This is a genomic window from Streptomonospora nanhaiensis (assembly GCF_013410565.1).
Lineage (GTDB): Bacteria > Actinomycetota > Actinomycetes > Streptosporangiales > Streptosporangiaceae > Streptomonospora > Streptomonospora nanhaiensis.
Genome location: NZ_JACCFO010000001.1, coordinates 4,691,050 through 4,710,598, shown reverse-complemented (window position 1 = coordinate 4,710,598; position 19,549 = coordinate 4,691,050). Strand labels below are relative to the sequence as shown.

The 19,549-nt window shown below is 77.0% G+C and carries 13 protein-coding genes and 1 pseudogene; 6 read left to right on the top strand and 8 right to left on the bottom strand.

Going from position 1 to position 19,549, the window contains the following annotated elements; genetic code table 11:
• Positions 1–8 precede the first annotated feature (8 nt).
• Positions 9–1,397, bottom strand: coding sequence for a dipeptidase (locus tag HNR12_RS20865; protein ID WP_179769170.1), 1,389 nt, complete (start codon positions 1,395–1,397; stop codon positions 9–11).
• A 167-nt stretch (positions 1,398–1,564) separates the two neighbouring features.
• Here HNR12_RS20865 and HNR12_RS20860 point away from each other — a divergent pair, with 167 nt between their 5' ends.
• The 3 genes from HNR12_RS20860 to HNR12_RS20850 all read left to right on the top strand — a co-directional run bounded on the left by HNR12_RS20860 (position 1,565) and on the right by HNR12_RS20850 (position 5,811).
• A complete protein-coding gene (locus HNR12_RS20860; protein ID WP_308251222.1) occupies positions 1,565–4,096 on the top strand; it encodes a sensor histidine kinase in 2,532 nt (843 codons plus the stop codon).
• A 10-nt stretch (positions 4,097–4,106) separates the two neighbouring features.
• The gene (locus tag HNR12_RS20855) at positions 4,107–4,763 is read left to right on the top strand and encodes a response regulator (protein WP_179769169.1); all 657 of its coding nucleotides are present in this window, start codon (positions 4,107–4,109) and stop codon (positions 4,761–4,763) included.
• Positions 4,764–4,917: 154 nt separating this feature from the next.
• Entirely contained in the window at positions 4,918–5,811 is an 894-nt protein-coding gene (locus tag HNR12_RS20850) for an alpha/beta hydrolase (protein WP_179769168.1), read from the top strand.
• 13 nt (positions 5,812–5,824) lie between these two features.
• Here HNR12_RS20850 and HNR12_RS20845 read toward each other — a convergent pair whose 3' ends face one another.
• The 5 genes and pseudogenes from HNR12_RS20845 to HNR12_RS20825 all read right to left on the bottom strand — a co-directional run bounded on the left by HNR12_RS20845 (position 5,825) and on the right by HNR12_RS20825 (position 14,780).
• Complete coding sequence (locus HNR12_RS20845; RefSeq protein ID WP_179769167.1) at positions 5,825–6,655, bottom strand: class I SAM-dependent methyltransferase; 831 nt, start codon at positions 6,653–6,655, stop codon at positions 5,825–5,827.
• Positions 6,652–7,134, bottom strand: coding sequence for a GbsR/MarR family transcriptional regulator (locus HNR12_RS20840; protein ID WP_217781435.1), 483 nt, complete (start codon positions 7,132–7,134; stop codon positions 6,652–6,654). The genes HNR12_RS20845 and HNR12_RS20840 overlap by 4 nt, the downstream gene beginning before the upstream one ends.
• Positions 7,135–7,246: 112 nt before the next feature.
• Positions 7,247–7,624: pseudogene (locus tag HNR12_RS20835) on the bottom strand (HIT family protein); the annotation flags it as partial.
• Between the two features lie 266 nt (positions 7,625–7,890).
• Positions 7,891–11,400, bottom strand: a complete 3,510-nt coding sequence (locus HNR12_RS20830; protein WP_179769166.1) for an ATP-dependent DNA helicase — start codon at positions 11,398–11,400, stop codon at positions 7,891–7,893.
• Positions 11,397–14,780, bottom strand: coding sequence for an ATP-dependent helicase (locus tag HNR12_RS20825; protein WP_372454523.1), 3,384 nt, complete (start codon positions 14,778–14,780; stop codon positions 11,397–11,399). Before HNR12_RS20825 ends, HNR12_RS20830 begins: the two co-directional genes overlap by 4 nt.
• A 346-nt stretch (positions 14,781–15,126) precedes the next feature.
• Here HNR12_RS20825 and HNR12_RS20820 point away from each other — a divergent pair, with 346 nt between their 5' ends.
• Positions 15,127–15,987, top strand: coding sequence for a peptidoglycan recognition protein family protein (locus tag HNR12_RS20820; RefSeq protein WP_246425143.1), 861 nt, complete (start codon positions 15,127–15,129; stop codon positions 15,985–15,987).
• Between the two features lie 148 nt (positions 15,988–16,135).
• Complete coding sequence (locus tag HNR12_RS20815; RefSeq protein WP_372451063.1) at positions 16,136–17,020, top strand: peptidoglycan recognition protein family protein; 885 nt, start codon at positions 16,136–16,138, stop codon at positions 17,018–17,020.
• A gap of 58 nt (positions 17,021–17,078) precedes the next feature.
• Here HNR12_RS20815 and HNR12_RS20810 read toward each other — a convergent pair whose 3' ends face one another.
• Positions 17,079–18,296: an FAD-dependent monooxygenase gene (locus tag HNR12_RS20810; protein ID WP_179769165.1), complete on the bottom strand. Its 1,218-nt coding sequence runs from the start codon at positions 18,294–18,296 to the stop codon at positions 17,079–17,081.
• 96 nt (positions 18,297–18,392) lie between these two features.
• On the opposite strand from HNR12_RS20810, the gene HNR12_RS20805 reads away from it, so the two are divergent.
• Positions 18,393–19,028 (top strand): TetR/AcrR family transcriptional regulator, encoded by a 636-nt coding sequence (locus HNR12_RS20805; RefSeq protein WP_179769164.1) that lies wholly within the window; start codon positions 18,393–18,395, stop codon positions 19,026–19,028.
• Positions 19,029–19,146: 118 nt separating this feature from the next.
• Here the strand turns inward: HNR12_RS20805 and HNR12_RS20800 are convergent, their stop codons facing one another.
• A complete protein-coding gene (locus tag HNR12_RS20800; RefSeq protein WP_179769163.1) occupies positions 19,147–19,500 on the bottom strand; it encodes an MGMT family protein in 354 nt (117 codons plus the stop codon).
• Positions 19,501–19,549: the final 49 nt, after the last annotated feature.

Genomic DNA, 19,549 nt, shown 5'->3' with positions numbered 1-19,549 from the left:
GGCGTGACTCAGCCGGCGTGGGGCGCCCCGACGGCCAGATGCTCCCACAGATAGGCGGCGCTCTCAGCGCCTTTCAGCAGGAGCGGGATCTCGACCTTCTCGTTGGGCGCGTGGATGCGATCGTCGTTGAGGCCCACGGCCACGAACACCAGCGGCGCCCGGAGGATATCGGCGATGTCGGCCTCGGGGCCGCTGCCGCCCTCGCGGGTGAACAGCACCTCGGTGCCGAACGCCCGCTCCATGGCGGAACGCGCCGCGCGCAGCGCCGCGGAGTCCAGGTCGGAGGCGCAGGGACGCACGCCCGGGCCGTTGAAGACGACCTCGGCGCGCAGCCCGGCCGGCACCCGCTCGGCCACGAACGCGCGCACCGCCTCCTGCACACGGGCGGGCTCCTGGTCGGGGACCAGCCGGAAGCTGACCTTGGCGTGGGCCGAGCGCGGCACGATGGTCTTGGTGCCGGCGCCGGTGTGGCCGCCCCACAGGCCGTTGACCTCGGCGGTGGGCCGCACCCACACGCGCTCCAGCGTGCTGTAGCCGGCCTCGCCGGCCGCCGCGCCGGCGCCGGCGGTGCGCAGCCACTCGGCCTCGTCGAAGGGCAGCCGGGCGATCAGGGCGCGCTCGGTGTCGCTGATCTCCACGACGTCGTCGTAGAACCCGGGCACGGCGACCCGGCCGTCGGCGTCGTGCAGGTCGGCCAGGAGCGCGGCCAGCGCGCGGGCGGGGTTGGGGACCGCGCCGCCGAAGGAGCCGCTGTGCACGTCGGCGCGCGGGCCGGTGAGGGAGATCTCGCAGTCGGTCAGGCCGCGCATGCCCACGCACATCGAGGGGGTGTCGGCGCCCCACATGGTGGTGTCGGAGATGACGACGACGTCGCAGGCCAGCCGGTCGCGGTTGGCGCGCAGCAGCTCGGCGAAGTGCGGCGAGCCCGACTCCTCCTCGCCCTCCACCAGCAGCCGCACGGTCACCGGCGGCGCGGAGCCGCCCGAGGCCGCGATGGCGGCCTTGACGCCGAGGGTGTGGAACAGCACCTGGCCCTTGTCGTCGGAGGTGCCGCGCCCCACGAGCCGGTCGCCGCGCTCCTCGGCCACGAAGGGGTCGGTGTCCCAGCCGTCGGCCACGCGGGCGGGCTGGACGTCGTGGTGGCCGTAGACGAGCACGGTGGGCGCGGCGGGGTCCGCGGCGGGCCACTCGGCGAAGACGGCGGGCAGGCCGCCGGTCTCCCACACCTCGGCCGTGGGGAACCCGGCCGCCCGCAGGTGGTCGCGCAGCCACTCGGCGGAGCGGCGGACGTCGCCGTGGCGGGTGGGGTCGGCCGACACCGAGGGGATGGCGACCCACTCCTTCAGGGCGGCGACGAAGTCGTTCCGGTGCCCCTCCACGAACTCCCGCACGTCCATCGACCGCTTCCCTTCGGCTCGTCGTCCTCGGCGCCACCACGGGCCGTCCGGTCATCGAGCCTATGACCCGGCGCGCCGTGCGCCGTCCACCCCCTACCTGCGGGGGAGGCGCGTGTGGCCCTGCGGGGGTATGCCCCGCCGAGGGGACTGCGGCCTAGGGTGATCCCGTGGCGCGCGCACGCGCCGCGGCCGCGCGGGGCGCGCGCGGCGGGGACGACGGCGGGGGCGGCGAGGGCGAGATGACCACCGAGGATCCGCGGGGGCGCGGCCGGCCGGAGCCGCGTCCGCCCGAGGGCGGCGCGGGGCCCGGCGGCGCCGCGCGCGCCCTGGGCGACGCGCTGTGGCGGCGGCCCGGCGCGGTCCCCCGGTGGCTCCCGGCGGACCCCCCGGGCACCGGTCCGGCCGTGGTCGGCGGGGTGCACGCCGCGTGGGCGGCCCGGCGCGGGCGCGACGCCCGGTCGCTGCGCCGCCGGTCCGCGCTGCTCGTACTACCCGTGCTGGCCTATCCGCTGCCGTGGCTGGCGCGGCTGGCGGGGCGCCCGGGGGCCCGCGGGCGCGAGCAGGCCAACGGCGCGCTGCTGCTGACGGCGACGGCGCTGGCCGTGAGCGTCTTCAGCGCCCTGCAGCTGGTGGCGTTCGGCGTGCCGGCGCCCGTTCCGCTCCTGCTGGGCGCCGCGCTGGGCCTGCCCGTTCTGGCCCTGGGCCGCTCGGTGCTGGTGGCGTGGCGGTGGCTGACGGCGGCGCTGCCCGCCGCCCCGCTCCTGGCGGCGGTCGCCGCCGGACCCGCCCCGCCCGGCCCGGGGGTGCCCGACGTCCCGTTCCCCGTCGCGCCCGCGCTGCTGTACCTGCTGGTCTGCTACCTGCTGGCCACCCAGTACGACCGCGCGGTGGTGGCGGCGGCCGGTGCGTGCTCCTCGGTGATGGCGGTCGCGGCCACGGCCGCCGCCTCCTCACCGCCGGCGGCCGTGGCCTGGTCGGCGCTGCTGGTGCTGGGCGCGCTGGTGCTGGGCGACAACGTCCGGCTGCGCCGCGCGCACGGCGGGCGGCTGCGCCGCGCGGGCGGCACCGGCGGAGGGCTGGGCGGGACGCGGGCCTCGGTGCCCGCCGGAGCGGATCAAGCGCCCGGCGCGCGGAAGGGCGCCTTGCCCGGCGGCGCGGGGGCGCGGCGCGGCGGCGTGCCGCTGCTGGAGGCGGTGCTGGACGCGCTGTGGCGGTGGCCCGCCCGGCGGCCCGGCGGCCCGCTGCGGCTGCTGGGCGGCCCGCGCCGGCCGGCGCGGGGCCGGGTGGTCGCGGGCGTGTGCGGGGCCCTGGCGCGCGGCTCCCAGCCGGTCACCCTCACCCTGCGGGTGGTGTTCCCGCTGGTCGGCCTGCCGCTCGGGCTGGTCGCCTACCTGCTGCTGTGGCTGGTGCTGCCCGCCGAGGACGACCCCCCGGCCGAGCCGGAGGACGCCGACTCCGAAGCGCCGCCCGCCGCGCCGCTCCCGCTGCCCCGCGAGCTGACGGCGTGGGCGCTGCTGCTGGGAGTGAGCGCCGGCCTGGCCTCGCTGACCGCCGTGCAGCTCACGCAGTTCCACCAGGTGCCCGCGCTCGCGGCCGTCGTGCTGGGGTTCGCCCTGGGCCTGCCGTTCGCGCTGCTGCCCACCGCGCCGCTGCTGACCTGGCGCGTCATGGCGGCGGGCCTCTTCGCGACCCTGCTGGCGGTGGGCGCGGTCGGCACGGTGGGCGCGCCGCCGCAGAACCTGTGGCCCTGGCCGGTGGCCGCGCTGCTGGCCCTGCCCGTCGTGCTCTACGCGGTGGCGGTGTCCTACCCGGGCTGGATCTCGGCGGGGGTGGGGATTTTGACGGTCGCCTTCGACGTGCTCGCCGCCTATCCCCTCACCGGCACCCATCCCGCCCAGACCGGCTGGATCGCGGCCGTCGCGGCGGCGGTGCTGCTGCTGGGCTACAACGTGCGCGGCCGGCGCACCGCCCAGCGGCGCCTGGCCGAGGAGAGCCGGCTGCGCCGCCGCGACCGCGCCCGCCAGGCGGTCCTGGAGGAGCGCTCCCGCATCGCGCGCGAACTGCACGACGTGGTGTCGCACCACATGTCGATGATCGCCATCCAGGCCGACGCCGCACCCTACAAGTTCGCCGGGCTGGAGCCGGGCCCCACCGAGACCTTCCACGCCATCCGCGACGCCGCGCGCGACGCGCTGGCCGAGATGCGCCGGGTGGTGGGGCTGCTGCGCGAGGAGGACGAGGGCGGCCCCGAGCGCGCGCCGCAGCCGGGGCTGGCGCTGGTGCCCGAACTGGTGGCCCAGGCGCGCCAGGCCGGCATGGACATCGCCCTGGACGCGCCCCCGCCGGAGGAGGCGCCGCCGGGCGGGACCGGGGCCCCGGGCCTGCCCGACGCGGTCGACCTGTCGGCCTACCGGATCGTGCAGGAGTCCATCAGCAACGCGGGCCGGCACGCGCCCGGAGCGGCCGTCTCGGTCGCGCTGCGGCGGACGCCGTCGCAGGTCACCGTGCGCGTGGTCAACGGGCCCCCCGACCCGGCCGCGGCGGGCGGCGGCCGGGGCGCGGTGGACTCCGGCGGGCACGGCCTGGTGGGCATGCGCGAGCGGGTGGCCATGCTCGGGGGCAGGCTGCGGGCCGGGCCCACCGCCGAGGGCGGGTTCGAGGTCGTCGCCGAACTGCCGCCGGCGGCGCCGCCGGACTAGTCTGTGGCCCGTGCCCATCACCGTGATTGTCGCCGACGACCAGGCCATGGTGCGCGACGGGATCGCCACCCTGCTCGACGCCGCCGACGACATCGAGGTGGTGGCGCAGGCCGCCGACGGCGCCGAGGCGGTGGACCTGGCCCGCCGGCACGCGCCCGACGTGGTCGTGATGGACGTCCGCATGCCCGTCATGGACGGCCTGGCCGCCACCCGCCGCATCGTCGACGGCGCGGGCGAGGGCGGTCCGCGCGTGCTCGTGCTCACCACCTTCGACCTCGACGAGTACGTGTACGAGGCGCTGGGCGCCGGGGCCAGCGGGTTCCTGCTCAAGGACGCCCCCGTGGCCGACCTGCGCGCCGCCGTGCGCGTGGTGGCCGAGGGCGACGCCCTCCTCGCCCCCTCGGTGACCCGCCGGCTCATCGCCGACATCGCCCGGCGCCGCCGCGACCGCGTCCGCGCCCGCCCCGAGGCCCTCGACGGGCTCACCCCGCGCGAGGCCGACGTGCTGCGGCAGATGGCGCGCGGGCTGTCCAACGCCGAGATCGCGGCCGAGCTGTTCCTGGCCGAGCAGACGGTGAAGACCCACGTGGGCCGGATCCTGGCCAAGCTGGAGCTGCGCGACCGCACGCAGGCGGTCGTGTTCGCCTACGAGAACGGCCTGGTGTAGACCGGCGCGGCGGACCCGGCGGAGCCCCGGTCCGGCGCACCGGCGCGCACCGGGCGGCCCCCTCCCCGCTTCGCCCTCCCCCCGAAGGGCTATCCCCTGATTCGCCCTGGAAGGTGACGCGCTCTCGGGGGCCGGATTCCTAGCGTCGTGACCCATGGCACGACGTATCTCCCGGGCGCTGCTCGGCGCGCTGCTGGCCGCCGCGGTCCTGGCCTGCTGCGGCGGCGCGGCCGGGGCCGCCGACCGCGCGCGGCCCGCGCCGCTAGGCTACCGGGACGCGCCCGCCGGCGGCGTGCTCGCCCACGACCCGGCGGGCTCGGGGCGGGTGGTCGAGGTGGTCGGCGACCTGCGCCGGGCCGACCACATCGCGGTGGTCGTGCCCGGATCGGGGCAGAACGCGGAGAACTTCCGCGGCGCCCACAACGGCGCGGGCACCGCGCGGCGCCCCGGCACCGTTCCGCTGGCGAACGGGCGGGCCCTCTACGCCGAGATGCGCGAGCGCGCGCCGCACGGCCGCGTCGCCGTCGTGGTGTGGCTGGGCTACCTGCCGCCGCAGGAGGTCGGGATCGACCTGGCCGGGATCGCCGCCGCCCGCCACGGCGCGCGGGAGCTGGCGCGCTTCGCCCGCGAGGTGCTGCCCCGCGACCGGCACACCACCCTGGTCTGCCACAGCTACGGCACGGCCGTGTGCGGCCTGGCCGCGCGCGAGCCCGGGGTGGCCGACGACGTGGTGGCGCTGGCCAGCCCGGGGATGGGGGTGGCGCACGCGGGTCAGATGAGCGCGCGGGTGTGGGCCACGCGCGCCGAGGGCGACTGGATCCGGTTCGTGCCCAGCGTGCGCCTGGGGCCGCTGGGGCTGGGCGGCGACCCGATGTCCCCGCGCTTCGGCGCGCGGACGTTCCCGGCCGGGGACGCCACCGGGCACACCGACTACTACCGGCCGGGCGGCGCGTGCCTGGCCGTGATGGCGGGGATCGCCGTGGGCGCGGCCCCGGCCGCCGGCGGGCCCGCCGGCGGCCGGGCCCTGCTGGCGGTCGATGCGCCGTAGGCGCGGGGCGGCGCTAGAACGCGAACCGGCAGAGCCGGTAGAAGCCGCGGAACCCGGGGACCGCGTTCAGCAGCCGGTAGGTGGTGCGGGGGCCGCGCTCGGAGACCCGCACCAGGCCGTCGAGCAGGGGGTCGGCGGCCAGCCGCCGGAACCGGGGGTTCCACCGGGTCAGGACGCTCCCGTCGGCCGTCGCCGTGCGGTAGTGCGGCAGGCCCCGGCGGTCGAGCACGGGCGCCAGCCGCCGGGTCAGCCCGACCACCCACGGGGCGAAGCCGTCGAACAGCAGCTCGCCGGAGGGGAAGCGGTCGGCGAGCGCGTCCAGCAGGCGCCGGATGTCGGACTCGGTGAGGTACATCAGCAGCCCTTCGGCGACCACCAGGGCCGGCCGGCCCGCGGGGACCTCCGCGAGCCAGTCGGGGTCGGTCACCGAGGCGCCGACGGTGGTGTAGCCCTCGGGCCGCCGGTCGTAGAGGCGCCGGCGCAGGGCGATCACGTCGGGCAGGTCCACGTCGTACCAGGCCGCCCCGGGCGGGGGCCCCAGCCGGAACGCCCGGCTGTCCAGGCCGCAGCCCAGGTGCAGCACGACGGCGTCGGGGTGGCGGCGCAGGAAGTCGGCGGCCCAGTCGTCGAGCCGGCGGCCGCGGACCGCGACCGTGTACCGGTTCCCGGAGGCGCCGCGCGGCAGCAGCCGGGCGAAGTCGACGTCGAGCCGCTCCACCAGGTCGACCGCGTAGGGGTCGTTGAGGACGGGCCGGGCGGAGCGGGTCTCCAGCGCGCGCAGGTACAGCGTTATGAGCATGGTGGACTCCACACCCGTGAAGTCCGCGCCGATCCGGTCGCTCATCGTGTGCTCCTCCTGTGGGCGCGGTACTCGTCCCAGCGCCGCATGAAGTCCTCGTTGACCACGGTCGCGCAGAACTCGCAGAAGTCCCGCAGGTCGGCGAGGCGGTCCCGCTGCTCGGGGCGGTCCTCGCCGACGACCGACAGGCCGAACTCGGCCGCCTCGGCGCCCAGGCGCATGCGGGCCAACTGCCCCCCGAGCACCTGGGTGAACCCGCCGGGGGTGATCCGGTAGCGGTGGCGGCGGCCCGGCGTGGGCAGCCGCTCCACCAGACCGCCCTCCTGCATGGGGCGGACGGCGGTGCTGATGGACGCCTTGCTCATGTCCAGCGCCTCGGCGAGTTCGGTCAGGGACTGCTCGGGCGGGTCGCACACCATCAGCCGGCCGTAGATCCGGCCCATGGTGCGGGGCGCGCCCACCATCTCGAAGAACAGGCCGATGCGGTTGACGAGTTCGGCTTCTTCGGGGGGCATTCCGCTCATGTCCACCAACGTTCCGTTCGTTCAGTCCATACTAAACGAACTGACCGTACACCGCCATGGCCGGGCCGCCGCCCGGGGGCGGCCGGAGGAGGGCGGGGCGGGGTGGGTGCGGTCAGCCGCCCTCGGCGGCCAGGGCGGCCAGCCCGGCGCGGACGGCGGCGGCGCCGGTGTCCAGCTCGCCCCGCTCCGGCGCGCCCCAGCGGGCCTCGACGCGGAACCCGTCGTCGGCGAAGCGCGGCAGCACGTGCAGGTGCGCGTGGAAGACCTCCTGGGAGGCGGCCCGGCCGTCGGCCAGGAACAGGTTCACACCCGCGCAGCGCAGCTCCGAGCGCCGCAGCGCGCGGGCGATCCGGTGCGCGGCCGCCCACATCCGGGCGCCCAGCTCCTCGTCCAGCAACTCCAGGCCCGACACGTGCTCGCGGGGCACGACCAGTACGTGGCCGGGCACGGCCGGACGCGCGGCCATGAAGGCGATGACCGCGTCGTCGGCGTGGACGACGCTGGCCTACCCGTCGCCGCGCGCGATGGCGCAGAACGGGCACTCGCTGACGATCACGCACGTCTCCTTTGTCGCGGATGCTGTTGTGCCGTGGCGGCAGCCCGGATCACTACCCTCCTGGGGCGGCTCAACCCCCGGGGCCGCGCGGCGGGGCGGCGGGGCGGTGCGCAAGGCCCGGCACCGCCGGGGCCGGGGAGGCGCGAAGGCGCCGCCGCCGGGGCCGCCGGGGCGAACGCCGCCGGGCGCGCCGGCGCCTGCTACTCCACCACCGGCAGGTCGGCGAGCAGCGCGGCCAGGCCCTCGGCGTCGAGCAGGTCGGCCGGGCGGACCGTCTCGTCGGCGCGGACGTAGTGGAACGCGGCCCGCACCTGCTCCAGGGGCACCCCGGCGAGGTCGGCCCAGGCGATCCGGTAGGCGGCCAGCTGCACGGCCACGGCGCGGCGCTCGCGCTCGGTGGCCGGCGGGCGGCCGGTCTTCCAGTCGACCACGTCGTAGCGGCCGGTCCGGGGGTCGTGGAACACCGCGTCCATGCGACCGCGCACCAGGCGGTCGCCGATGACCGTCTCGAAGGGGATCTCGACGTCGAGGGGCACCCGCCCGCCCCACTCCCCCGCCTCGAAGCGGCGCTGCAGCTCGGCGAGGTCGTCGTCGGCCCCGGCGCCGTCGTCGGCCGCGCCGGGCAGCTCGTCGGGCACCAGCAGGGTCTCCTGGCCGAAGCGCTGCTCCAGCCAGGTGTGGAACGCGGTGCCGCGCCGGGTGTGCGGCGCGGGCGGACGCGGCAGGGGGCGGCGGATCTGGCGGGCGAGCAGGGCGGGGTCGCGGGCCAGCGACACCAGCGAGGACACCGACAGGTGCGCGGGGAGTTCGACCCGCACCGCGCCGTCGCCGTCGGCGGAGGGCAGGTCGCGGTGGGCCAGCAGCAGGGTGGTGTCGCGGTCCCAGCCGTCGAGGCGGCGCCGCAGGGAGGCGGGCATGGCCGCCCGGTCGAGCAGGGCCAGCCAGCGCTCACCGACCGTCTCGACCGGGGCGGCCTGACCGGCGCGTTCGGCGCTTCTCGGGTCGTGCCCCCCGTCGGCACCGCCACCGCCGTCAGCGCTGTCCGCACTCGCGGCCTCACCGGCACCGCCACCGGCGCCGTCCTCGGCCGGCGCGCGCGCCAGCTCCACCAGGCGGGCGCCCTCGGCGATCTCGCGGTAGCGGCGGGCCGCCGCGTCGTCGTAGTCCTCCGGCGCCTGCGGCCAGGCCACCGGCGCGACCGTGGCCGTCTGCGGGTTCTCCTCGCCCTCCTCGGGGGGGCCGGCCCAGCGCACCACCCGGCCGGCGCCCGCCGCGCACGCCTCGCGCACCTCCTCCAGGAACTGCGAGGGTCCGCGCAGGCTCGCGGAGGCGTGCCCCCACCAGTGGCCGGTGCACACCAGCGCGTAGGAGGCGCGGGTGACCGCGACGTAGGCCAGGCGCCGCTCCTCCATGAGGTGGCGCTCGCGGTCGGCGGCCTCGAACTCCTTGATGCTGTCCTTGTCGACGTCGACCAGGCGCGGCAGCCCGGCGGCGTCGCCGCGCAGCGGGAACGGCAGCCGCTGCTCCTGGCGGACCCACGCGCCGGCGTCGCGCGCGCGCGTTGGGAACACCGGCGAGCCGGTGCCGCCCGCCAGGCCCGGCACCACCACCACCGGCCACTGCAGCCCCTTGGCCGCGTGCACGGTCATCAGCTTGACGGTGTCGCTGCCGCCCACGCGCTCGCCCGGCTCCAGGCCCTTCTCGGCGTCCTCGGCCGAGCGCAGGTAGTTGAGGAACGCGCCGAGCGTGGGGTCCTCGCTGTTGCCGACGAACCGCACCGCCGCGTCGAGGAAGGCGTCCAGGTCGGCGCGGGCGGCGACGGGGTCGCGGCCGGGCCGGGCGCCGACTTCGATGTCCAGGCCCAGCATCCGCTCGACCTCGCCGACCAGGTCGGGCAGCGGCTGGGCGGCCAGGCGGCGCAGGGCGCGCATCTCGGCGCCCAGGGCGGCCAGCCGCTCGTAGCCGGTGGCGGAGTAGCGCTCGGCCCCACCGGGGTCGTCCAGGGCGTCGACCAGGCTGCCGCTCTCGGCGGTCAGGTCGAGCACGGTGCGCCGCAGCAGGTCCTCGTCGCCGGGTTCGGGCTCGGGTTCGGGGGCCGACGAGGCGAGGTCGCGCCGGGTCTCCTTGGCGAGTTCGGCGGCGCGCTCGCCCAGGGCGACCAGGTCGCGCGGGCCCAGCCGCCAGCGCGGCCCGGTGAGCAGCCGCGCCAGCTCGTTGCCGGCGGTGGGGTCGTGCAGCACCCGCAGGGTGGCCACGATGTCGCGGACCTCGGGCACGGTCATCAGCCCGCCCAGGCCCACGACCTCGACGGGGATCCCGCGCTCCTCCAGCGCCTCGCGCAGCAGCGGGAACTGGGAGCGCTTGCGGCACAGCACCGCGATGTCGCCGGGGGTGATGGCACCGCCGGGGCCGTCGCCGCCCTCGCCGGGCGGCCAGGGCGCGCCGTCAGGGGCGAGGTGGCCGGGCTGGTCGAGGGCGGCGGCGAGCGTCTGGGCGATCCAGTGCGCCTCCTCGGTCTCGGTGGTGAACAGCCCGGCGGCCACCGCGCCCCGGCCGCGCCGCGCGGCCGAGGGGTAGAGCACGGGCACGTAGTCGGACTCCTCGCGCAGCGGCTCGGCGATCCGGCGGGCGACCGCGAGCACCCGCTCGCCGTTGCGGAAGCTGGTGGCCAGCTTGCGCACGGGGGCCGGGCGGCCGGGCGACTCCGGGAAGTCGGTGGGGAAGCTGGTGAGGTTGCCCGCGCTGGCGCCGCGCCAGCCGTAGATCGACTGGCAGGGGTCGCCCACGGCCGTGACGGGATGGCCGCCGCCGAACAGCGCGCGCAGCAGCAGCAGCTGGGCGTGGCTGGTGTCCTGGTACTCGTCCAGCAGCACGACCCCGTAGCGGCTGCGCTCGATCATGCCGACCTCGGGGTGGCGCAGGGCGATCCGCGCGGCCAGCGCCACCTGGTCGCCGTAGTCCATGACCTCGCGGTCGCGCTTGGCCGCGATGTAGCGCTCGACCAGCGGCAGCAACTGCTCGCGGCGGCGCTGCGCGGCCACCAGCCGGCGGGTGTCGGCGCCGACCTTGGGCAGCGCGGCGACGCGGTCGGCGATCCAGGCGCCCACGCCGCGCACGTCGTCGGGGGTGCGCAGGTGGTCGGCGAGTTCGCCGGCCAGCTCCAGCACGCGGTCGGTGACCGTGCGGGGGCCGACCGTGATGGCGTCCATGGGGCCGTCGTAGTCGGCCACGATGCGCGAGGCCAGCTGGTAGGACTGGCCCTGGCTGAGGAGCCGGGTCGTGGGCTCGATGGCCTCGCGCAGGGCGTGGTCGCCGACCAGGCGCGCGGCGTAGGAGTTGTAGGTCGAGACCGTGGGGTCGCCGTCGAGGACCTCCTCGGGCACCTGCTCGGTGGCGCGCAGCTGGTCCAGGCGGCGGCGCACGCGCTCGGCCAGTTCGGCGGCCGCCTTGCGGGTGAAGGTCAGGCCCAGGACGTGCTCGGGGCGCACCAGGCCGTTGGCCACCAGCCACACCACGCGCCCGGCCATGGTCTCGCTCTTGCCCGAGCCCGCGCCGGCCACCACCACGGCCGGGCCCAGCGGCGCGGAGATGACCGCGGCCTGCTCGGCGGTGGGCTCGGGCTGGCCGAGCAGGCGGGCCAGCTCGGCGGGGTTGAACGCGGGCGCGCGCCGGCCGGCCGACGGGGCGCCGTAGTGCTCCGTGGCGGTCACACGCGCTTCCCCTCGTCGTGGACCGGGCAGCTGGAGCGCACGGCGCAGGAGTCGCAGAAGCTGTTGCGCACGGCCTGGAAGCGGGAACCCGACATGCCCTCGGCCACGTCGCGCACCAGCCGCTCCGACCACTGGGGGTCGGGGTCCTCGCCCAGGGCGCCCTGGCCCTGGACGCGCGCCCGGTGGGTGAACGCGGCCTTGCCGACCTGCACGAGTTCGGCGCCGCCGGGCTCGGTCATGCCGAACTGGGCGAAGGCCGACCGCAGCACGGCGAGCTGGTAGACGCCCAGCTGAGGGTGGCGGCCCAGCTCCTCGTCCTTGGGGCGCCCGCCGCCGGTCTTGATGTCGACCACGACCGCGCGGCCCTGGGCGTCCCGCTCCAGCCGGTCCACGCGCCCGGTGATCTCGATCCCGCCGATGTAGACCTTGAACCCCTCCTCGGTGACGACCAGTTCGCGGTCGCCGGCCTCGTGCCAGTCGACCAGTCTGCGGACCATATCGTCGGCGCGCTCGCGCTCCTTGCCGGCGAACCACCGCCCGCCGAAGTCCAGTTCGGACCAGATCTCGTCCATGCGCAGACGGATCTCGGCCATGTCGGCGCCCTCGGCGACGAGGACGGCGACCGCGTGCACGATACTGCCCAGGGCCGAGGAGATCTCCGTCGAGGACGCCCCGGCGGCGTTCTCCAGCAGCCAGCGCAGCTCGCAGGTGGTGAAGCGCTCCACCTGGGAGGGCGAGACCCGGATGGCGCCGTCGTCGGGGCCCTCCACCAGGGGGCGGTCGTCGGAGACGCGGGTGAGGGCGTACCACTCGGCGGGGTCGGCGCCGCGCACGCCCTCGTCGGCGAGGCGGGCCAGGTGGGCGGCCGCCGCGCGGCGCAGCGGGTCGGGGCGCTGGGGGTCGGTGACGACGGAGCGCAGGTCGGCCACCAGGGCGGGCAGGGAGAGCCAGCGGCGGCCGGTGGTGACGCGCTCGGGCTCGCCGGTGCCGAGTTCGGCCAGGAAGCGGGAGGGGCGCTCCTCGGTGTCCTCGCCGCCGACCGCCGTGACGACGAGGCGGCGGCGGGCGCGGGTGACGGCCACGTAGAACAGCCGGCGCTCCTCGTCCAGCAGCTTGGAGGCGACGGCGGCGCCGGGGGTAGCGCCGTCGGCGAACCCGGTGGCGGTGTCGATGAGCTGCTCGACGCCGAGCAGGGATCCGCGCAGGCGGAGGTCGGGCCAGTCGCCCTCCTGGACCCCGGCGACCACGGTGAGGTCCCATTCCAGGCCCTTGGACCGGTGCGCGGTGAGGATGCGCACGGCCTCGCCCTCGGGGGCGCGCTCGGCGAGGCTGTCGCCGGGGATCTCCTGGGCCTCCAGGTCGTCGAGGAAGCCCTCGGGCACGCCGGGCGGCAGCCGGTCGGTGTAGCGGGCGGCGCTCTCGAACAGCGCGACGACGGCGTCGAGGTCTCGGTCGGCGGCGGCGCCGCGCCGCCCGCCGGCCTGGCTGGCGCGCAGCAGCCGGTCGGCCAGGCCGCTGGCCCGCCAGACCTCCCACAGCACGTCCTCGGCGGAGCCGCCGGAGGCCGCGCGGTCGCGGATCAGCCGCAGGTAGGAGGCCACGCGGCGGGCGGGGGCGGCGACCTCGGGGTCGACCAGGGTCAGCTCGCGGGGGTCGCGCAGCGCGTCGGCGAGGAGCGCGGAGGCGGGGCGGTTGCCGCGCCGGTGGCCGTGGGGCGGCTCGCCGAGGGGCGCGGGGTCGGGCGGTGCGGCCGGCCCGGTGGGATCGGCGGGCTCGGCGGCCGGGGCGCCGGTGGCGGCGCTGCCTTCGGACGTGGTGTCGTCGGGAGCGGTGCCGCCGGTGCCGCCGGAGTCGTCGGTGCGGCCGGACGAGGCGTCAGCGGGGCCGCCGCCCGCGTTCTTCCCGGCCTTCCCGGCGCGCTTGTCGGCGGCCTTGCGCTCGGCCGCGCGGTGGTCGAGGTCCAGCCGGCGCAGCGCGCGGGCCAGCCGCCGCAGCCGGACGGTGTCGGCGTCGCCGAACGGGCTGGTCAGCAGCTCGTGCGCCGCGGCCTCGTCGATCGTGTGGGGGCGCAGGGCGCAGCGGATGAGCAGCAGCATCGCCCGCACCAGCGGCTCGACGGCCAGCGGGAGTTCGTCGCCGCCCACGGCCACCGGCACCCCGGCGGCGAGCAGGGCGCGGCGCAGGGTCGGCAGCTGCCGCACGGCCGAGCGCACCAGCACGGCCATGCGCGACCACGGGACGCCGTCGACCAGGTGCGCGCGGCGCAGGGTGTCGGCGATGACGGCGGCCTCCTGCGCCGGGCTCTCGGCCAGCAGCACGCTCACCTCGCCCTCGGGGACGGTGTCGGCGGGCACCAGCGCGCGGTGGGAGTTGACCGGGCCGCCGCCGGGCGCGGGGGCCGCCGGGAGGCGGCGGGCCACCCCCCGCGAGGCGGCGAGCAGGGCGGCGCCGCTGCGGCGGCAGGTGCGCAGCGCCACGACCGGGGCGGGCGTGCCGTCCAGGGCGGGGAAGCGCCGCGGGAACTCCAGGATGCCGCGCACGTCGGCGCCCCGGAAGCCGTAGATGGACTGGTCGGGGTCGCCCACCGCGACGAGGTCGCGGCCGTCGCCGGCGAGCGCGCGCAGCAGTTCCTCCTGCGCGGGGTCGGTGTCCTGGTACTCGTCCACGAACACGACCTCGCGGTTGGCCCGCTCGCGCGCCTGGATCTCGGGGTCGGTGAGGAGGTTGGCGGCGACGCGCACCAGTTCGGCGTAGTTGAAGGTGGAGACGGGCGCGACGTCGAAGCGGCCGGTGTAGCGGTCCATGAAGTCGCCCACGGCCACCCAGTCGTCGCGCCGGTGCTCGCGGCCGAGGCGGTCGAGGTCGGCGGGGTCGATGCCGCGCTCCTGGGCGCGCATCAGGAAGTCGCGCAGCTCCTCGGCGAACCCGCGGGTGGTGAGGGCGGGCCGCAGCCGCTCGGGCCACATCTCGGCGCCGTCGGCGGCCTCGCCGGCGAGCAGTTCGCGGATCTCCATCAGCTGCTCGGGGCCGGACAGCAGGCGCGGCGGCCGCTCGTCGATGCGGCCGAACTCGCGCCGGATGAGCGCGTAGGCGTAGCTGTGGAAGGTCAGGGCGAGGGGTTCGCGGGTGGTGCGGCGGAGGCGGGCGGTGATGCGTTCGCGCAGCTCCTGGGCTGCCTTGCGGCTGAACGTCAGGACGAGCACGCGGGCGGGGTCGACCCCGCGGTTCTCGATGCGGTCGACCACCGCCTCGACGATGGTGGTGGTCTTGCCGGTCCCCGGCCCGGCGAGGACCAGCATCGGCCCGCCCGCGTGCGCGACGACCCGCTGCTGGTTCTCATCCAGGGTCGGCGGCGGCGCCTCGGCAAGCACACGCCGCACAAGACGGTACGGGGATGAGTTCACCCCCCCTAGTTCACCAGATCCCCACGACACTCCGGCGCCGTCCGCGGTATCAGCCGCGTCGCACACCGGTGTGACGCGATCCCGAACGCACCACGCCGGTGCCGTATCGCCGCAGGTCAGACAATGAGAGGGGGCACCGTCCCGCCCACCGGCCGCCCGCGTCCTCTGGCGGCCGGACGCCGCCGAGCCCGGCGAGGGGCGTGCGCCGCGCCGGGCGCCGCCCCTCGGATCATTAGGGATTCTTCATAAAACCGGTACCGCCTGCGGACACTTGGCTTCCAGGATTGAGGGCGACCGCGACCCGGTCGCCATTTCCCTTGCCATGACAGAGGTGCCGATGGACCACTCCCTCACCCCCCGAGGCGACGCCGCCGGAACGGCCGGACCCGCCGACCTCAGCCGCCGCAGAGCCGTGCTCCTCGGCGGCGCCCTCGCCGCGGGGGCCGTCCTCGGGGCGGCCGGCCTGGGTGTCTCGCCCGCGTTCGCGGCCGAGAAGCCCACCGTCTACAGCCGCGCGTCGTGGAACGCCCGAAAGCCCGTCCTCTACGCCAAGGTCCTCGACCGCGCGCCGACCTACATCATCGTCCACCACACCGCCACCCCCAACAGCACCGACTACTCGCGCGAGCACGCCTTCGCCCTGTCGCGGTCCATCCAGAACCACCACATGGACAACAACGGGTGGGACGACATCGGCCAGCAGCTCACCATCAGCCGCGGCGGCTACATCATGGAGGGCCGCAACCGCTCCCTGGTGGCCATCCGAGACGGCAACCACGTGGTGGGCGCGCACTCGGAGAGCTACAACGACGTCGCGATCGGCATTGAGAACGAGGGCACCTACATCTCGGCCTCACCCACCGGGGCGCTGTGGGAGTCCCTGGTGGCCACGTGCGCCTGGCTGTGCTCGGCCTACGGGCGCCCGGTGTCGGCGATCCGGGGCCACCGGGACTTCAACGCCACGGTGTGCCCGGGGGACCGCCTCTACTCGATGCTGCCGCGCCTGCGCGAGGAGGCCGGCGCCCGACTCGCGGCCGCCGGGTTCCAGACCCTGTCCACCCAGGAGCTGCCGGCCCGCCAGCGCCCGCCGTTCCCCGAGGTCCCCACCTCCCGCGCCACCCCGGAGCCGTTCGACCACGGTCCCGCCGTCGGCGCCGGAGACTCCAACCGCCACGAGCGCTGACACGCGCCTTCCACCATCCCCGGTTCCCCGCGCCCCGGAGCGGCCGTCCCGCTCCGGGGTCCCCGGGCGCGCGGACGCCCGCGGTGGGCGGCGGCACACACAGCGGCACCCTCCTCACCGATCGCACACATCCGTCCGCCACCATGGGGTGGCCGGGCCGCACCCGGCACCCGCCTTTCCCCGATCCGGCAGAGGAACCGATGGACCACCCCCGCACCCCCACACCCCCCGCAGCGCGCCGGAGCACCGCACCCCCGCGGCGACCAGCCGGCGCGGTGCCCTCCTGCTCGGCGGCGCGCTCGCCGCCGGGGCGCTGCTCGGCACCACCGGCGGCGCCACGGCGGCCGCGGCAGCCGCGCAGCCCTGGGTCTACACGCGGCAGCACTGGCTGGCCCGCCCGCCCGTCCAGCCGGCGCAGATCCTGGACCACGCGCCGACCTACATCGTCGTGCACCACACCGCCTCGGACAACGTCACCGACTACACCCGCGCGCACGCCTTCGACCTGTCCCGCACCATCCAGGACCTGCACATGGACACCAACGGGTGGGACGACACCGGCCAGCAGCTCACCATCAGCCGCGGCGGGCACATCATGGAGGGCCGCAACGAGTCGCTGAACGCCATCGGCCACGGCATGCACGTGATGGGCGCCCACACGGCGAGCTACAACGACGTCGCGGTCGGCATCGAGAACGAGGGCACCTACATCACCGAGGAGCCCACCGCCGCCCTGTGGGCGTCGCTGGTGGAGACCTGCGCGTGGCTGTGCGCCGTCTACGGCCTCCCGGTCTCGGCCATCATGGGGCACCGCGACTTCAACGCCACGATCTGCCCGGGGGACCGCCTCTACGCCATGCTGCCCCGGCTGCGCGAGGAGGTCGGCGCCCGCCTCACCTCCTCGGGCCGCGGGCGGCTGGCCACCGGCGACCTGCCGCCCCGGCTGCGGCCGCCCCGCCCCGAGGTCCCCGCCCTCCGCTCCGCCCCGGCCCCGTTCCACCACGGCCCGGCCCTCAGCCCCGACGAGCGCTGACCGCCGGGCGGACCGCACCCGGGGCGCCCGCGCGATCGGCGCGGGCGCCCCGCGCCGCCTAGTCGCGGGCCGGGGCCGCCGCGCCCAGGGGCCGCGGCGGCGTCCAGCCCACCAGCGGCGACACCGCGCGGACCAGCGTCTGGGCGGGGACGAGGCGGACCGCGGCGTTGCGCACCGCCTGGCGCCATCCCCCGCCCAGGTCCGCGCCGACGCGCGCGACGAACCGGGCCTGCCGCGCCATGGCCCGGCACCGGGGGCGGCGCAGGGCGTCGAAGGCCGCCAGCGCCCGGCCCAGGTCGTGACCGCTCGCGACCGACTCGCCGACCAGGCGGCCAAGGACGGCGCCGTCCTCCAGCGCCGTCGCGGCGCCCTGGCCCATCGTGGGCAGCGCGGCGTGGGCGGCGTCGCCGACCATCACGACCCGCCCCCGGACGTAGGCCGGCAGGCCGTCCGGCAGGTGGTGGACGTCGTGCCGCATGAGCCGCTCCGGGTCGGTGGCGCCGATGAGGTCGCCGATCTCGGGCGCCCACCCGGCGAACCGGGCGCGCACGGCCGCGTACTCGTCGTCGAAGACCGCGCCCTCGGGGCTGCGGATGTAGCCGTACCAGTACACCTCTGACGCGCTCACGCGCATCGACCCGAACTCCGCGCCCGGCCCCCAGTACTCCACGAGCGCGCCGTCGAGGGTGTCGTCGGACACGAGCGCGCGCCAACTGGTGCTCCCGCTGTAGCGGGGGCGCGCGCCGGGGAACACCGCGCCGCGGACGGCGCTCCACATGCCGTCGGCGCCCACGACCAGGTCCGCCTCCGCGGCGTGCTCGGTCGCGTCCGCCCGCCATCTCACGGTGGCGCGCGGCCCGCCGGGCGATCCGGGTACCACGCCGGTGACCCGCGCACCCAGGGCCGGCTCCACGCCGGCGTCCTCGGCCGCGCGGCGCAGCGCCGCGTGCAGCCGCCGGCGCTCGAAGCCCCAGACCGCCACGGCCGCGCGCACGGCGGGCGAGTCGGCCCGGATGTGCAGGAGCCGGCGGCCGCGGGTGTCGCGGAAGCCCGTGGCGAGGGTGGCGTACCCGAACTCGGCGATGCTCTCGTCGCCGAATCCGAGGGCGCGCAGCGCCGCCTGGCCGTTGCGCGGAACGGCGACGCCCGCCCCGACCTCGGGCGTACCGGTGCGGCGCTCCAGCACGGTGGTCCGCCAGCCCGCGCGGGCGAGTCCCAGCGCCGACGCCAGCCCCGCGATCCCGCCGCCGACCACGGTGGCCGTCAGCTCTCCCATGACCTCTCCCCTCACTCGCCCAGAGTTCAATACGTCCGTAGTGGTTCGCATTCAATACGATCGTAGTGGAAGGGTGCGCGCACCTATAATCGCCCCATGCCTCCCGCCAACCTGCGCCGACGCCGAGCTCTGGCGGACGCGGCGATCGCGCTCCTGGCGCAGGAGGGGGCGCACGGGCTGACCCACCGCGCCGTCGAGACCCGCGCGGGGGTGCCGGCCGGGACGGCCACCAACTACTTCCGCAGGCGCGAGGCGATCCTCATCGCGGCCGCCGATCGGATCGCCGAACTCCACCTGGCGGAGATGGCCGACGTCGCCCACCGCGTCGCGGCCTCGGCCCAGGGACCGGCGGCACCGCACCCGCGCGCGACCGGGCCCGAGGCCCTGGTGGACATGCTCACCGAGTCGCTGTGGACCGCGGCGACCACCCTGCGCGACCGCTACGTCGCCGTCTTCGAACTCCAACTGGAGGCCCGGCGCCACCCCGCGCTGGCCACCGCGCTGGCCCGGCTGAGCGGCACCGCCCTCGCCGACACCACCGGCCTGCACGGCGACCTCGGCACATCACTGCCGCAGTCGGCGATCCGCACCCTGATCACCCTCTACGCCGGCACCCTCTTCACCCTCGTGGTCCCACCCGCCTCCGCGCCCGACAAGGCCGCCGTCCACACCCTCGCCCAGGCCATGGTCCGCGGCGCCCTCGCCGTCGGCGACCAGGAGGAAACCGCCTAGCCGCCGTGCAACGGCGGCTCGTCCCGCCGCGCAGCGGGAGCGCACGGCGGCTTGGGTGCCGGCGGGTCCGGGGTGTGGCGGTTGCACCGGCGGGGCATGGCGGCTCTCTGACCGGGGGCTACCAGTCCTCGGGCCGGCCCATGTGGCGGGGGGTGTCGCCCTCCCAGCGGGCGGCGCGCATGTCGACGCGGGTCGTGCCGGGGCGCATGGGGGTGGCCTCGGCGGCGTAGTGGGCGGCGGCCTCGGTCTCGTGGCCGGGGGGCGGGGTGCCGTCGGCGCGGATGACCCGCCACCACGGCACTCCCCCGCCCCAGGCCGACATCACCGCGCCGACCTGGCGGGGGCCGCCCTCGCCCAGGTACTCGGCGATGTCGCCGTAGCTCATCACCTTGCCGGGCGGGATCCGCTCCACGACCTCCAACACGCGCTCGACGTACTCGCTGGGGCGGCTGAACGCCGGGGAAGGGGACATGGGGCGACGATAGCGGGATCGCGCGCCGGTGCGCGGCGGCACGCGGACG